At 40.0% G+C, this 16,747-nt stretch carries 13 protein-coding genes; 12 read left to right on the top strand and 1 reads right to left on the bottom strand.

Features of this window, described 5'->3' with window-relative positions:
* Window positions 1-106: 106 nt before the first annotated feature.
* A complete protein-coding gene (locus tag CKV81_RS06800; RefSeq protein WP_095071734.1) occupies window positions 107-595 on the bottom strand; it encodes a DUF2062 domain-containing protein in 489 nt (162 codons plus the stop codon).
* 263 nt (window positions 596-858) lie between these two features.
* On the opposite strand from CKV81_RS06800, the gene topA reads away from it, so the two are divergent.
* The 12 genes from topA (at window position 859) to CKV81_RS06740 (ending at window position 16,733) form a co-directional block, all read left to right on the top strand.
* Entirely contained in the window at window positions 859-3,396 is a 2,538-nt protein-coding gene (topA, locus tag CKV81_RS06795; RefSeq protein ID WP_095071732.1) for a type I DNA topoisomerase, read from the top strand.
* 99 nt (window positions 3,397-3,495) lie between these two features.
* Entirely contained in the window at window positions 3,496-4,578 is a 1,083-nt protein-coding gene (locus CKV81_RS06790) for a formimidoylglutamase (RefSeq protein WP_095071731.1), read from the top strand.
* Window positions 4,579-5,565 carry a glycosyltransferase family 2 protein gene (locus tag CKV81_RS06785; RefSeq protein WP_095071729.1) on the top strand — a complete coding sequence of 329 codons (987 nt, stop codon included), beginning with the start codon at window positions 4,579-4,581 and terminating at the stop codon, window positions 5,563-5,565.
* Between the two features lie 16 nt (window positions 5,566-5,581).
* Window positions 5,582-6,712: an EpsG family protein gene (locus CKV81_RS06780; RefSeq protein ID WP_095071728.1), complete on the top strand. Its 1,131-nt coding sequence runs from the start codon at window positions 5,582-5,584 to the stop codon at window positions 6,710-6,712.
* Window positions 6,713-6,715: 3 nt separating this feature from the next.
* Window positions 6,716-7,828 carry a glycosyltransferase family 4 protein gene (locus CKV81_RS06775; protein WP_095071726.1) on the top strand — a complete coding sequence of 371 codons (1,113 nt, stop codon included), beginning with the start codon at window positions 6,716-6,718 and terminating at the stop codon, window positions 7,826-7,828.
* A gap of 31 nt (window positions 7,829-7,859) precedes the next feature.
* Window positions 7,860-8,714 (top strand): polysaccharide biosynthesis/export family protein, encoded by an 855-nt coding sequence (locus CKV81_RS06770; protein WP_095071724.1) that lies wholly within the window; start codon window positions 7,860-7,862, stop codon window positions 8,712-8,714.
* A gap of 3 nt (window positions 8,715-8,717) precedes the next feature.
* Window positions 8,718-11,204 (top strand): exopolysaccharide transport family protein, encoded by a 2,487-nt coding sequence (locus tag CKV81_RS06765; RefSeq protein ID WP_095071723.1) that lies wholly within the window; start codon window positions 8,718-8,720, stop codon window positions 11,202-11,204.
* A 169-nt stretch (window positions 11,205-11,373) separates the two neighbouring features.
* A complete protein-coding gene (gene porG, locus CKV81_RS06760) occupies window positions 11,374-12,291 on the top strand; it encodes a type IX secretion system protein PorG (RefSeq protein ID WP_309300009.1) in 918 nt (305 codons plus the stop codon).
* Between the two features lie 5 nt (window positions 12,292-12,296).
* On the top strand, window positions 12,297-13,040 hold the full coding sequence (gene uppS, locus CKV81_RS06755; protein WP_095071721.1) for a polyprenyl diphosphate synthase: 744 nt from the start codon (window positions 12,297-12,299) through the stop codon (window positions 13,038-13,040).
* A gap of 33 nt (window positions 13,041-13,073) precedes the next feature.
* The gene (locus tag CKV81_RS06750; protein WP_095071719.1) at window positions 13,074-15,620 is read left to right on the top strand and encodes a BamA/OMP85 family outer membrane protein; all 2,547 of its coding nucleotides are present in this window, start codon (window positions 13,074-13,076) and stop codon (window positions 15,618-15,620) included.
* A gap of 12 nt (window positions 15,621-15,632) precedes the next feature.
* Complete coding sequence (locus CKV81_RS06745) at window positions 15,633-16,154, top strand: OmpH family outer membrane protein (RefSeq protein ID WP_095071717.1); 522 nt, start codon at window positions 15,633-15,635, stop codon at window positions 16,152-16,154.
* Between the two features lie 78 nt (window positions 16,155-16,232).
* Window positions 16,233-16,733, top strand: coding sequence for an OmpH family outer membrane protein (locus CKV81_RS06740; protein WP_095071715.1), 501 nt, complete (start codon window positions 16,233-16,235; stop codon window positions 16,731-16,733).
* The last annotated feature ends 14 nt before the right edge of the window (window positions 16,734-16,747 follow it).

Here is a 16,747-nt window from a genome sequence, read left to right as displayed (position 1 = left end):
GTTTCTGCTTTAAATTTCAAGAGTGCGAATATAATGAATTTTTGCAGAAAATTCTAATGATTTCTCGGTGGAATTGTTGGTTTTTAAGCAGTTATAAGTTTGAAAATCAGCGCTTTTTTTCAGGGCTAAAATTATTCAGAAAAAAATAGGAAACCGCTCCGAAAAACAGCGCTGAAAGGGTTGCAAGCAGAAAACTCCCAATGACGTACTGTATCAGGTTTTGCTTAATAAAATCGAAATCAAAGGAAGCATTTTCAAAACTTGCACGGTTGCTAACGAACGGCGCACCAACTTTCACGGAAAGGTAAATAATAAAAGGAATCAGCGGCGGGAAAGTAACCTGTGATGCAATGAAAGTCAGCATTTTATTCAGCCGGAAAAAAACCGACAGGGTAATCGCCAAAAAAGAATGGAATCCCCAAAACGGCGAAATCCCGATGAAGATTCCCAATGCAATAGATTTCGCTTTCGTTTTGTTGCTGCCTTCACTCTCCAGAATATTTTCTTTCAGAAAACGTTTCCAGCCTTTGCGGCGGAAATATCTGTAAAAGATTTTTTGGCTGTTGATGCTGTTCTGTATGAAATTTTTCATCATGGCTTCATCAGCAAAAATAACACCTTATTTATATATAGTATGTTAAATGATTTTTAAAAACCTATGTTCTATAAATGCTAATATTTTTAGGTAAACCATCCTTCATCCAGGACGAATTTTGATTAGAAGACTTCATCTGTGTGCATCCTTGGAATCGGTGCGAAATTAATTCTAATACCAAAAACTCCGTGCGCCCGGTGTTTAAAATTCAACAAAAATTTGCACTTTAAAAAAAACCTCTACTTTTGCAAAAAATTTCAAGGATGTCAAAAAATTTAGTGATTGTCGAATCCCCGGCCAAAGCAAAAACCATTCAGAAGTATCTCGGTAAAGATTTCGAGGTGAAGTCCAGTTTCGGACATATCCGCGATTTGCCGAAAAAAGGAATGGGGATTGATCTGGCAACTTTCACTCCGGATTATGAGGTTTCAGCAGATAAAAAGAAACTGGTGACCGAACTGAAAGCCGCGGTAAAAAAGGCCGAAACCGTATGGCTGGCTTCCGATGAAGACCGCGAAGGAGAGGCGATTGCATGGCATTTGGCAGATGAACTGAAACTGAAAGACGAAAATACGAAACGTATTGTTTTCCACGAGATTACGAAAAACGCGATCCTGAAAGCGATAGAAAATCCGAGAAAAATAGACCAGAATCTTGTGAATGCCCAACAGGCGAGAAGAATCCTGGATCGAATCGTAGGCTTTGAAATGTCGCCAGTTCTCTGGAAAAAGGTGAAAACCGGACTTTCCGCGGGAAGGGTGCAGTCGGTCGCGGTAAGACTGGTGGTGGAGCGCGAACAGGAAATCCGTGAGTTCAAACCCACTTCCACATTTAAAATTGAAGGCATTTTCCTGAATGAAACCAAGCAGGAAATTTCTGCGAAACTGAAAGGCGATTTTAAAGAGGAAAACGATGCGGAAGCATTTTTAAATCAGTCAAAAGATACAGAATTCAAAGTCCTGAACGTAGAAACCAAACCTGGAACCCGTTCAGCATCAGCACCTTTTACCACTTCCACACTCCAGCAGGAAGCCTCTTCAAGACTGGGTTATAACGTGACCACGACGATGCGTTTGGCGCAAAGGCTCTACGAAGAAGGTTACATTACTTATATGCGAACCGATTCTGTGAATCTTTCGCAGGAAGCGATCAACGGCGCGAAATCCCAGATTATTTCTGAATTCGGCGAAGAATATTCAAACCCAAGAAAATTTACCACCAAATCCGCATCGGCACAGGAAGCCCACGAAGCCATCCGTCCGACCGATTTTTCGGTGAAAAGTATTGGCGATGTGCAACTCAACAAGTTGTATCAGTTAATATACAGAAGGACCTTGGCTTCGCAGATGAGCAATGCGAAAATTGAGAAAACGGTGATTGAAATCGGAAACTCAAAACTGCCTTATCAGTTTGAAGCGCAGGGTGAGGTAATTGTGTTTGAAGGTTTCCTGAAAGCCTACGGAATCACCAAAAATGAAGATGAGGACGACGAAGAGAACGAAAAACTTTTACCGAAAGTTACAACCGGAGAAATTTTAACCTATAAAAAAATTGAAGCCACCGAAAAATTCACGAAACCAGCCGCAAGATATACCGAAGCCGGTTTGGTAAGGAAACTTGAGGAACTCGGCATTGGAAGGCCTTCTACGTATGCGCCGACCATCCAAACCATCCAAAACCGCGAATATGTGGATAAGCGCGAAATCCTTCCACAGGAGCGCGAAATCGTGAAGATGACTTTAACCAAAGATGTTAAAAAGCAGGTAGTAAACGAAAAATTCGGGGGTGATAAGAATAAATTTGTTCCCACCGATATCGGTGAAGTTGTAAATGAATTCCTGACCAATAATTTCGCTGAAATTCTGGATTACGGATTTACGGCAAAAGTAGAACAGGATTTTGATGACATTGCCAACGGTTCCGAAAAATGGAAAGAAGTTTTGGGCGAGTTCTACAAAGAATTTCATCCAAAAATAGAAGATGTGGAAGAAAATGCAGACCGTGCCACCGGTGAACGTTTGCTCGGAAAAGACCCAAAAACCGGCAAAAATGTTTACGCAAGAATGGGCCGCTACGGTGCGATGATACAGATCGGCGAGCAGGATGATGAGCAGAAAACTTTCGCTTCAATTATGCAGAATCAGAACATCGCAACCATAACTTTGGAGGAAGCGCTGGAACTTTTCAAACTTCCGTTTGATCTGCAGGATTTTGAAGGACAGCCGGTTTCTGTGGCGGTAGGACGTTTCGGACCTTATGTAAAATGGGGCGAAACATTTATCAGCATACCAAGAGGCGAGGATCCGCTTTCGATAAACCAGGAGCGGGCGGAAGAACTTATACGGGAGAAAAAGGCGGCCGATGCCCCGGTTGCCAATTACAAAGGAGAGCCGGTGACCAAAGGGAAAGGGCGTTTTGGGCCTTTCCTGAAATACAGGGATATTTTTGTAAATGTTCCGAAGAAATATGATTTCGATAATCTTTCGCAAAACGATATCAACGAACTGATTGAGGCGAAACTGGAAAAAGAAGCCAACCGCTACATCCAGCAGTGGGAAAAGGAAAAAATTTCCATCGAGAACGGCCGTTGGGGCCCATTCATCAAGTTCGGAAAATCAATGTTCAAGATTCCGAAAAACAAAAAAGACGAAAAATACACCGCCGAAGAACTGAAAGAAGTTTCTTTGGATGAGGTAAAAAAATGGATTACCGCGCAGGATAAAAATGCTTTTGCAGAGAAGAAAAAGCCTGCTGCGAAGAAAAAACCTGCAACAACCCGGAAAACAACAAGCAAAAAATAAATTTTCCGGTTTTGAATTATTAAATTCTGGATAATGAATATGAAAAGGCACGGGTAATTGTGCCTTTTTTGTTATTTTTAAAGCGTAAGAAAAAGAGTTATGAATTTTGAAGACTTTATCATTCCGCCTAAATTTTTAGTTACTGAGAAGTGGCAGCTGGGTTCACATTTTAAGGATGAGTTGCCGGAAGATGGTATCGCATTATTGTGGGTTTCAGATAACAAAGGTGCAGGCGGAAGTGCGGAGGTGCAGGATTTTCACAAGTTTCGACGGGAGCTGTACAAACTTTCGGCGCTGGATTTTGATGTTCCGGTTTACGATTTTGGGGATTTGGTGAGCGGTAAATCGGTGCAGGATACGCACTATATTTTGCAGGAAGTACTTTCTGCATGCCATTATAAACGCACCATCCCGGTAGTAATCGGGGGAAGTAATGATTTTTCTTATTCACTTTTTTCAGCCCTGAATTTTCATCAGAAAGACATCAGTTATACCCAGATTTCAAACGTGGTTTCGCTTTCAAACGAAGGCGAAGAGATCAACGAGAAGAATTTTCTCAGCCGGATTTTTTCATCAAAAAATTTCTCCATAAAGAACTATCACCATTTAGGTTACCAAAAACATTTGAACGAGGCTGACAGCGTTAAACTGATCAAAGAAGTTGAATTCGATGTGGTAAGATTGGCCGAAATGATGAACAGCACAGCGAAAACTGAACCTTACTTCAGGAATGCCAATTTGGTGACTGTAAACTGCGATGCCGTAGAAAGCATGAGTGAGCCATTTTCGTTGCATCCACAGGTGAACGGACTGAACCACAGAGAGATTTGTGCCTATATGAAGGAGGCGGGACTCAGCAGTAAACTGCAGTCAGTAGGGATCTTTAATCTTGATATTGAAACCGATCATGTGCTGAATCACCAGTTGTTGGCACAGATGGTCTGGTATCTTATGGAGGGAATAAATATCCGTAGAAGCCATCCGAAAGAGAAAAAACTGGAAACATTCTGGGTTTTGGTGGATGATTCGGAATATGCTTTTCAAAGAGACACTTTTAGCGGGCTTTGGTATTTCGGAGACAGCGGTAATCTTGAAGATTGCCTTCCGTGTTCCCAGGAAGATTATGACCAGGCGAAGAAAGGTTATCTGAACACACGTTTATTTAATTTTATTAACAGATAAGTGAAAGTTTCTGTTATTGTACCGGTATACAATGTAGAAAAATACCTGCGGAAGTGCCTTGGCTCTCTGGTGTCACAGACGCTGCAGGATATCGAAATTATTGTGGTAAATGACGGAAGCGGTGATCATTCACAGGAAATTATTGATGAATTCAGCGAAAAGTATCCTGAGAAAATCAGAAACTTTACAAAGGAAAACGGTGGGCTGAGTGATGCAAGGAATTACGGGCTGGACCGCGCCACAGGGGAATTTATCGGTTTTGTAGACAGCGACGATTATGTTACCGCAACGATGTTCGGGGAAATGTATGATCTTGCAAAAAAATATAATGCTGAAATGGTTGTCTGCAACCTTCAGAAAGTTGACGAACAGGGAAATGTTACTCAAAAACTCACCCAGATTCCCAATATGCCGGAAATAATTGATCTGAGGAATAATTTCACAGTTTTTTCCGATTTGAGCTATTTTGCCTGCAACAAGATTTTTCGAAAGGAGTTATTTGAGGAGGTCAGATTCAAAAAGGGAATTCATTTTGAAGATATTCAACTCATTCCGCAGCTGCTGCTGAAATGCACCACAATTGCACAAACTCAAAATTACCATTACCAGTATCTCGAACGCACAGATTCTATCACCAAAACACACACGGGAAAGGGCCTCGACATTTTAAATGCTGTGGAGGATGTAGAAAAAGCATTCCACAGTTCAAAATATTCGTATCAAAAGGATGCGCTCAAAGGTTTCCAGATTTTAGAAGGCATCTATACATTTTTGGCTTATTTGGCATTTGTAAAGGATAAGGAATTATTTTATAAAATGTCCCGTAAACTAAAGGATTTCAGAAAAGAAAGAAAAATTTCCACCGCCGAAATTATTTTATACAGAAGGTTTAATAAGAATTATCTTTTATCTTTGCCACTGAAAAAGCAAATTTATTATTTACTCTATTTTTTCGGTCAGGAAAAATTGATTAGGATAATAATATAAAAACACAAATGTTTAAATGCCGGTCCTGCATCCGATTTTCATTGCAATCTTCCTGATTCTTGCAACAGCAAGTTATATAGAGATTTTTAAAACGAAAAAAAAACAGAGCATTTTCCTGTGGGTAGCAGGCATTCTTATTGTTGTTGCCGTGGGCTTCCGTACAGATGTAGGGGCTGACTATCCGGTTTACCGCACCCTTTTTTCGGGATTTGCACTGTATACCTCTTATGGTGATGTTTTAGACAAGGCACTCTTCCAGCCAAATGCTGAGGAAATAGAGTGGATCTTTGTCTTCCTCAATAAAATAATTTTTGATGTAGGGTTACCTTTCTATTTTGTAACTCTGGTAATGGCAATTCTCGCTGTCAGCCTTAAATTTACTTCCATATACGAAAATGTGGAGTTTCCTGCTTTAGCGGCACTTTTCTATTTTATGCCGGTAATGTTTTTCGAAGACAGCGGCCAGATGCGGCAGGGTCTCGGCATTGCAGTAAGTGTTTTTTCTTTTAAATACATCAAAGAGCGGAATTTATGGATGTTCCTGCTATGTATGTATATTGCGCTGGGATTCCATAAAACTTCAATTGTGTTTATTCCGGCGTATTGGCTGGCAAAAATTCCTTTAAACAAGACCAGAATTTTTTGGATTCTGATAATTTCTCTGCTTATTTCACCCTTGGAGCTTTATAAGTTGGGTGGCTCACTGCTCGAGAATGTTACCCCTCAGGACGTGGGCGGTGCGTATACAGGGTATTTGAATGACCGGTACTATGGCAGTGAAGTGGATACAGGGTTGAACGACATTGTGAAATTGTTTTGGATCATTATTCTGATAAGGTATGATAATGAGGGCTGCGAGAAGGTGTGGTATTATGAATATATGCGCAATCTTGCGGTTTTTGGTTTGGCTATGTTCTATTTTTTCAGGACTAATGAGATTTTTGCAGTAAGGCTGCCCGGCGCTTATCTCTTTTTTTTAACAATGTTTTGTCTGCCAAATCTCGTTTATGCCGTGCGTGACAGTTTGAAGAGCATGCTGTATTTGGGCTTTATGACCTATCTAACCATGATGTTTTTCTATTTTGGGCAGGGTACTGCTGACCGTGGGCGCTTCACTGCCGGAAAATATCAAAATGTACTCTGGTAAATTATGGAACGTTTTGATATATTATTAAATGAATTAAATATCCCGGTATTTTACGTAAAGCTTGGATTAGGATTCCTGATTTCATTTCTTATTACATTTTACACGATTCCTACGATTATAAAAATCTCCCATAGAAAAAACCTGATGAATGAACCGGAATTTAGAAGTTCACATCTGCGAAAAATTCCAAATCTTGGCGGGATTGCAATATTCTATTCCATTGCCGTATGTCTTCCGGTGTTTGCTTATGAGCTGTTTGATCTCTACAAATTTTTATCGGCTTCGCTTGTTATTTTGCTGTTCATAGGTGTTATGGATGATATTGTTGTTATGAGAGCTTATAAAAAACTTATCGCTCAGATACTTGTTTCTGCCTTAATTGTAATCGGTTCAGATGTTCGGATCAGGAATCTTTTTGGTGTTTTTGGTATTTATGAACTCAATTACGTCTTCAGCATCCTTTTTAGCATCGTAACTTTCATCATTATAATAAATGCGTTTAATCTTATTGATGGAATTGATGGTTTGGCAGGAAGTTACTCAATGATCTGCAGTGCTCTCTTTGGAATAAGTTACTTCAGGCTTGGCGATTATAATTATCCGCTTGTAATCTTATCAGCAGTTATTGTGGGTGCACTGTTGGCCTTCCTTTATTATAACCTTTCAAACTATCGAAAATACAAGATTTTTATGGGAGACACGGGTTCCATGATTTTAGGTTTTTTGCTGGCTTTTACCGCCATATGTTTCATTGATATTTTTATTGATAAAAAAATGCCTGGTATCCCGCGTTATCATTTAAAGTCCGCTCCTGTAATCGCTGTAGCGATACTTGCGTTACCAATAATTGATACTCTAAATGTAATTATCTTAAGACTTCTGAATAAACAAAGTATTTTTCAGGCAGACCGCAACCACATCCATCATAAATTGCTGGATCTAGGACTAACACACCGCAGGTCAACTTTTTATATTATTTTATATTATCTTTTTATAATAGTTACTGCTTATTTTTGTAGACATATCGATAACAATTTTTTACTAGTTATCATACTTGCCTTAGGCTTTATTGGAGCTTACATTCCCGTGGTGATCAGAAAATTTCGTGGTGTCTAAAAAATGTTATTTTTGTATCCAATTTTAAAAAATGATGAAAAATTTTCAATTCGCACTATTTATTCTCACATCCTTTCTCCTCACATCATGTATGACGACCCGTGATGTGCGTTATATGCAGCCTAATGAGAGCCTTGTGATAAATGAGGAAGGTTTGGTTCCGTACAATATGCAGGAGTACAGAGTGACCAAAAACGATATCTTCCATTTAAATATCATCACGACACCTAAAGGCGATGCAGCGCAATTTTATTCAGCGCTAAATGCACAGCCATCTTCCGGTGGAAGTGGTGTGATAAGTGGCGGATCCTCAGTTGGAAGTGGAAGTGCAAACGGAAATGAAAGATTTTATTTTCAGGGTATCAGGGTCGATTCCAAAGGTGACATCTATGTTTTCGGGATTGGATATTTAAAAGCTGAAGGCAGAACGGTAGAGGATATACAGCAGGAAATTCAAAGCCATGTTGACAAAAATTTTGTCGAAGGGAAATCTGAAGTACGATTGTTTTTGGACGGTATAAAATACTATATACTGGGTGATATTGAGACCACTGGATTGACGGGCGAAAAGAAATCGTACACCAATACGCTGAATATAATGGAGGCCATTGCACAGAACGGTGGGCTTAACAGAACCATTGACAGGAAGAATGTAATGCTCCAAAGACGTTATCCGGAAGGTATAAAGACCGTAAAGCTGGATCTTACGAGAGAAGATGTGATGAACTCGCCTTATTACTGGATCCAAAACGGTGATATCATCTACCTAAACACCCGTAATAAGAGTTTTTACGGGTTTGGTAAAGATCCATTGCAGACCCTTACTACCGGAGTTTCTTTGCTAACTACCGCTATGTCAATCTATTTACTAATCACGAGACTGTAAGAGATGATTCCAGATAAAAATACACCGGGAAAAAACAACCTCGCCGAAAAATACGGGAGTTTCTCCTTATTTGATCCAGAGCATTTTATACGCCGTGTCATAAAGAATTGGTATTGGTTTGTACTGATGGGGTTGTTGGGATATGGCATTTATTATATATACAATAAGTATTATGCACAGCGAATCTACTCCTCCAGCCTTTCATTGAGTATTTCTAAAAATACCGCCAGCTATTTTACACCCAGTCAGTCGATCAATTTTATTTGGGGTCAAGATTCAAACCGGGACGGCGTATATCTTAAAAAGATGATCCTGTCGCGTTCCCACAATGAATATTTGGTAAATAATCTGGATCTTTTTGTAAACTATGCTACAAAGGGCGCAATAAAGCAAACTTATCTGGATAAATACGATTCACCGGTGTTCCTTGTGATTGACCGGACCCACTTACAGCAGGTTAATTTTCCGATTACCCTCATTCCTAAAGGAGCAAATACTTACGAAGTACAGCTCCCCGAAGAAGGGCGAAGCACAAATCTTTACAATTATAACACGGAGGCGTTCGAAAGGATAAATACCTATGCACAGCCAAAGAAAACCAATATTTCAGTCGGCCAATGGTATACCACACCGAATTTTAGGTTTAAACTGGTCAAGAACCCGGTGAAGCCGTCTATTGAATTGGATAACATTATCATTACTTTAAGTACGGTAAACGACGCGGTAAATAGTATAGTCAATAACATCGCAGTTGATTTCGACAAAGAATTGCCTACCATTATGATCATAACCAAAAGAGGTTATAATCTGAACGGCACCGTACAGTTCCTTAATACTACAGTGGACGAACTCATCAAAAAAAGACTTCGCGATCAAAATGTTGTAGATAAGAACACTTCTGAATACCTTGCAGAAAACCTGAAGTCCATCAGAAAGAAATTAGACTCCGCATCCCAAAAGCTTAATCAGGTCAAAATCACAGAAGGATTATTTGATGTAGAAGGTAAAGATGCTAAAACCGTCGAGAAAATTGCCACTTTGGAGGCGAAACGTGCAGACCTGCTTACAAAAGTGAACTCGCTGAATGCGGTAAGAAACTCTTTAGCAACCGCAAATTTAGACCGAATGATCAGTCTGAATGCCGCAGGAATTGAAGATGGAATGTTTAATGCCACAGTAAGTGACTTGAAATCTCTATATGCTAAAAGAAGAGAGCTGGCGCAGATCTATACGCCGAATTCTGAACCAATGCGTGAGATCAACCGACTGATTAATGAAGCCAGTGGAAACTCTCAAAACAGTCTGCGCAGATATTACGCAGGATATTATGATGAAATTAATAAAATAAACCGCGAAATAAGTGCCGCAGAAAACCAGCTGATAAAACTCCCTGAACAGCAGCGCAGATATTTTGACGTAGAAAGAGGTTACAACATCATAGAAAGTACATATAATGCACTACTTACCAAACAGGCAGAAACCGATATGCGCATGCAGACCAGCCGTTCTGACCTGCAGGTTATAGACCCGGCTAAAAATACGGGGCAGGGGCCTATAGCCCCAAATGTGACCAGAGCTAAATATACAATTATCGGGGGGCTTTTGGCTTTACCTCTGTTATTTCTCATTATTGGGGAGCTTTTAGACAACAAGGTCAGGAACATCAGGGAGCTACTCAGCGCTACCAGGATTCCACTTTTGGGTGTCATTGGTAGAAATAATTATGAAAATAACCTCACGGTTTTACATCAGCCCAAATCATCGATCGCAGAAGCGTTCCGTGGTATCAGAGCCAATTTACGATTTCTCTACAATGAAGACGGGACAAGCAAGGTGATACTCGTTACATCCTCTGTAGGCACAGAAGGCAAAACATTTACTTCAATTAATATTGCATCAGTTTTGGCATTGAGTGGGAAGAAAACCATTTTGCTTGGAATGGATCTTAGAAAACCTAAAATTTTCGGTGATTTTAATATAAATAATAAATACGGCATCTCTAATTTTCTTACCGGTGAAGTGAGTATGGAGCAGATAATTAATGAAACTGCCGTTCCTTCTCTTCATGTGGCAACATCAGGCCCAATTCCGCCAAATCCGTCGGAATTGCTTATGAGCCAGAGAAATATCGATTTTATAAACCAGCTGCGCCGCGAATATGATTTTGTTATCTTAGATTCACCACCGGCTGGGTTAGTCGCAGACTCATTTGAGTTGATGAAGCTTGCTGACGCCAATGTGTATGTGGTTCGGCATGAATATACCGAAAAGTATATGCTGAAGATGATCACCGAAAAATACCATAAACACGAGGTTGAAAACTTAGGGCTTGTGTATAATGATTACCTGGTCAATCAGGGATACGGCTATGATTATGGTTATGGCTATGGGTACGGTTATGGTTACTTTGATGAAGATAAAAACTACGAAGAGCCAACTTTGGTGAAACTGAGAAACTGGCTAAGCAAAATTTTCAACAGAAATTCTTAAATAGATTAAAATCCCTCGAAAGAGGGATTTTCTGTTAAGGGAAAAATTTGATTAGAATAAAAAAATAGTTTCGCCGTTTCAGTACTGAAAATTATGGTTTTTTAGTTTTATTTAACTAATTATTAAGAATTTCCCTAATATAAAAATGTTTTATATTTGCACAAATTTTATGGAAAGTTTCACAGCGCATTTCTTGTTTTCAATGAAAAGGATAATCGGTTTATTCCTTTTATTTTTTGGGTTTGCGAATCTTTCTTCCCAGCGCCACGAGATTGGCCTCAAAGCTGGTATGAGCAATCTTGTAGGCGATATTGGCCGCACCAATTACATCCTTCAAAAACCTTTCAACAGAAGCATTTCCGAGCACGGAGTTCCGTTTTATGGCGGCTTGATTTACCGGAGGAATTTCAATCCGTATCAATCTGTCAGATTGGACGTTGGGTTTAGCCATGTGCAGTTTGATGACCGTTATGCGCAGGAAAATTATCGTAAGCAAAGAGGTCTTTTTGGAACCAATTCCGGTGCAGACGCAGATGTGGTTTTCGAATATAATTTTTTGCCGGTAAATAATGAGCAGAAAAGTATGCTTAGCCCTTACGTTTTTGGCGGAATTGGCGCTTTGGTGTATTCGGTAGTGCGGGTAACATTTGATAATAATTTCTATAGGAACGATGCCGGCGAAGCAATTACGCCTACGTCAGCGGGGGATTTTATCCAAACGGCAACCTACGAATCCGGGAAAAAAATTATAATTGCTATACCTTTCGGTGCCGGACTTAAATATAAATTCAATTACAATTGGGCGCTGTCCGGTGAATTTAAATTCAAACCAACTTTTTCTGACGGCATCGATTACAGTATGATTGATGACAAAGATATTCGCCACCGCTATAATAAAGATTTAAAGCAGCCAAATTCCACAAAATCTTTGTTACAGCAGGAACCGTATATAACTCAGGCAAAACTTTGGGCAGAAGAAACCCTGAAAAACAGGACTTACGGAAATACCAACTCAAAAGACTGGGTAAACAGCATGACGCTTGGATTAACGTACTCTTTCGGGAGGCCGCCATGCTACTGTGATTAATAAATATGAAGTCATATAAAGAAGAAATAAATCTGGATAAACTGCCACAGCACGTCGCCATTATTATGGATGGTAACGGCAGGTGGGCAAAGTCGCGTGGCGAAAAAAGGACCTTTGGGCACAGAAACGCTATCAAAGCGGTGAGAAATGCTATCAATGCCTGCAACGAGGTGGGAATCCCATACCTTACACTTTACACGTTTTCGTCAGAAAACTGGAGCCGCCCCGCAGAGGAAGTCAGTGCACTGATGACGCTTCTTTCTGAAACACTCATCATCGAGGCTGAAGAAATTTTTTCAAAAGGGCTCAGGCTGCATGTGATAGGTGATATCGAAAGTTTGCCCGTTTTGGTGCGCGACCAGTTGCTGAACATGGTGGATCTAACAAAAGAACATAAAAACGGCAACCTGATATTAGCCTTAAGTTACGGGTCGCAGAAAGAGATTTTATCAGCTGTAAAGAAAATCAGCGAGAAAGTAAAAAGTGGCGAACTGAATTCAGAAGATATTACAGAAGAAGTTTTTGAACAGCACCTTTATACAAAAGATTACCCACCGGTGGACCTTATGATAAGAACAAGTGGCGAAGTGCGCATCAGTAATTTCCTGCTTTGGCAAATCGCTTATGCAGAACTTCAGTTTTTGGATATATTGTGGCCGGATTTCAGCAAGGATGATTTTTTTAAGTGTATTGTTGATTTCCAGAATAAGGAGCGCCGCTACGGTAAAACCAGCGAGCAGCTTCAGTAGATTATAAATAAGATAAGAACGTATATATAGAAGATGAGATTAAAATTCATACCCATCATCATGTTTGCAGCCTCGGCACATTTTTATGGCCAGGTTACACCACAACAGGGAAATACTCAGGAAAACAAGGCAGTTTATGCAGAAAACCAAACCGGAACCTATTTCCTTAAAGACATCGTGATTGATGGTGTTAAAAAATATTCGCCGGCACAGATTTTAAGGTTTACAGGCCTTAATAAAAATGAACAGGTTGAAATTCCGGGACAGAAAATCAGCAACGCCATCAAAAAACTTTGGGAACAGAATATCTTTTCTGTGGTGGAAGTTTATGTAGAAAGTATCGAAGGTGAACAGGTGGTTCTGAAATTCAGGCTGGAAGATCTGAAAGAACTGGGCGAAATAAAATTAACCGGGAAAGGTGTAAACAAGAGCAAACAGGAAAAATTTGTAAAAGATTATGACCTGAAGCCGGGTAAAAAAATCACCAACGATTTGGTTTCTACACTTAAAACCAAAATTCCGCAGGAGTACGTGAATAAGGGTTATGCAGATGCCAAAATCTCAATTCAGGATAAAGTCAACGCCAATGATCCGAACCTTGTGGACTGGACCATAGATGTGGACAGAGGCAAGCGTATAAAAATCGATTATATCGAGTTTGAAGGCAATGAAAGCGTTTCCGACAGCAAGTTGAGAAAAAAAGGTTTCAAGGATACTAAGCAGAAGCGTTTCGGCATCGGCGGAATTATGAAGCCTTCAAAATTCATCAGGGAAAAATATGAAGATGACAAGCGCAACCTGATCAGCTATTACCAGTCACTTGGATTCAGGGATGCAGCCGTGGTTTCAGATTCTGTTTGGAGAAATAAAAACAACAATTTCGAAATCAATGTAAAACTGAACGAAGGTAAAAAATATTACATTGGTGATATAACCTTTTTAGGAAATACAACTTATTCCACAGAGGTTTTACAGAAACTTTTAGGTTATAAGACCGGCGATATTTATGATGCGGTTGGCTTCAACAAAAAAGTTGGTGAAGACGGCGGTAAGGAAGATGATACCGATATCAAATCCCTTTATCTCAACAACGGATTCCTGTTTTCACAGGTAGTTCCTGTTGAAAAATCTGTTGTTGGCGATTCCATCAATCTTGAAATCAGAATCAACGAAGGCGAAAAAGCAACCTGGAACCGTGTAACGTGGTCGGGTAACACCACCACGCACGACCACGTAATTTTAAGGTCACTTTATACAAGGCCGGGCGATTTATTTTCGAAATCTGAAATCAAGAGAACCTACTTCACGCTTGCCGGTTTGCCGTATTTCGATCCGCAGCAGATCGGGCAGGATGTCGTTCCTCAACCGCAGGATAATACAGTGGATATTCACTGGTCAGTGGTAGAGAAGGGTTCTTCCCAGGTAAATCTTCAGGCTGGTTATGGTGGTAATTCATTCATCGGAACGCTTGGGCTTACCTTCAATAACTTCTCTTTGAGGAATTTCCTTAAATTTAAAGACTTCAAACCTGTTCCGCAGGGTGACGGGCAAACCTTCTCGATTACTGCTCAGGCAGGCCAGAATTTCCAGAATTACGGAATTCAGTTTGTGGAGCCGTGGTTATTTGGCAGCAGACCAACAGCACTGTCCGTGGGCGCGAATTATTCCCGGGTTAAATATAAAGATCAGTATGGTGAAGACATGAAACTTGGTATCTTCTCAGCAAGTGCCGGGCTAAACCGTCAGCTGAGCTGGCCGGATTATTATTTCTCGCTGTACACAGGTGTTCAGTATCAGAGCTATGATTTTAAAAATTATCCGTTCCAGTTTGGTAACACCAGTGAAAGTAACGGATCTGCTAAAAACTTCTCATTCAATATAGGTTTAAGCAGAAACTCGGCAGGGACAAACCCAATTTTCCCGACTTCGGGATCAAATATAGAAGCGTCGCTGAAATTTACACCGCCATATTCTTTATTTAGTAACAAAGATTACTCCACCATGACACCGGTGGAGAAGTACAAGACTATGGAATTCTACAAAGTAAAACTTAAAGCCGATACATACAACTCGATTGTAGGGAAACTTGTTTTGAGAAGTACTGCTGAAATGGGCTTTATGGACGGTTATAACAAAGAACTGGGTGCGCCGCCTTTTGAGCGTTTCTATGTAGGTGGTATCGGTTTATTTGGTGGCAGATATGATGGGCGCGAACTTATTCCTTTAAGAGGTTATGAAAATGCATCACAAACCGGATATACTTTAGGGTCTTCCGACATTACACCTTATGGTGGAGCAACAATTTATAACAGATTCTCCCTGGAACTTAGATATCCAATTTCACTCAATCAAACTGCGAATATTTTCGGTTTAGGTTTTGTGGAAGGTGGTAATGCCTGGAACAGCTGGGGCACATACAACCCTTTCCAGCTGAAGAGATCGGCAGGTGTGGGTATCCGTGTACACATGGCAGCATTTGGATTGATTGGATTTGATTTCGCTTACGGATTTGATAAACCAATTGGCGGTACTGAACCTTCCGGATGGAAAACGCACTTCCTGATGAACCAGTCTTTATAAAATTTAGTTAAGATGAATATTAACAGAATCATTTTATTTCTGGCTTTGGCCCTCTCCAATATGATCTGGGCACAGAAGATCGGAGTTGTAGATACCAATTATATTTTGGGTAAACTTCCCCAGTACAGGGAAGCAGAAAGCAGGCTCAATTCCCAGATCCAAACTTGGGAAAAAGAAATTCAGCAGATGCAGACCGAGTATAATGATAAAAAAGCTGCCTTCGAAAATGAAAAAGTTCTGCTGGTCGGCGATCAGTTGAAGCAAAGAGAGAAAGAAGTTCTGGAGCAGGATGCCAAAATTAAAAGCTTGATCAATGCGCGGTTTGGTACCGACGGGGAAATCAATAAAGCCCGTGCTACACTCACCAAACCCTTTCAGGATTTGATATGGAATGCCATAAAAACTGTATCCGAGAAAAACACATTGGGTATTGTTTTAGATAAAAGCAATAACATCAGCGTACTGTATCTCGACAAAAGATACGATTACACAGACAAAGTGCTGGATCTGCTCCTCAAAAATCAAAATAAGTAAAAATTAATTTAACTTTGCCCAAGTGTGGCAATCAAACAGACAGTAAAAATTTAAAAAGAATAATTTAACCAATCTATTATGAAAAAACTAAGTGTATTATTTGCAGCAGTAATGATGTTTTTAGCTGTAGGAGTTGCAAAAGCTCAAAAAGTGGCATCCCTTGATGTGGCTGCAGTTTTGAACCTAATGCCTGAAAAAAAGAAAGCTGATGATCAGCTTACCGCGCTTTCAAATTCAAAAAGAGCAGAAATCGAGAAACAGATGCAGGCTGCACAGGCTAAGCTAAAACAGTACTCTGAAGAAGCTCCAAAACAAACTCAGCAAGTTAATGAACAAAGAAATGCTGAACTGCAGAAACTTCAGCAACAGATTGAGCAGATGCAGATGGCAGCTCAGAAAGATATCGCTGAAAAAACAGACGCAGCTTTCCTTCCAATCGAGAAAAAATTCAACGATGCTGTAAACAGAGCAGCTAAATCAAACGGTTGGGATTTTGTATTTGATGCCAATGCTTCAGGATTAATCTATAAAGGTGGTCCGGATGCAACAGCAGCCGTTAAAAAAGAATTAGGACTTTAATTTAACGAAGTTTT

The organism is Chryseobacterium taklimakanense (assembly GCF_900187185.1).
Lineage (GTDB): Bacteria > Bacteroidota > Bacteroidia > Flavobacteriales > Weeksellaceae > Planobacterium > Planobacterium taklimakanense.
This window is presented reverse-complemented; position numbering and strand designations above follow the sequence as displayed.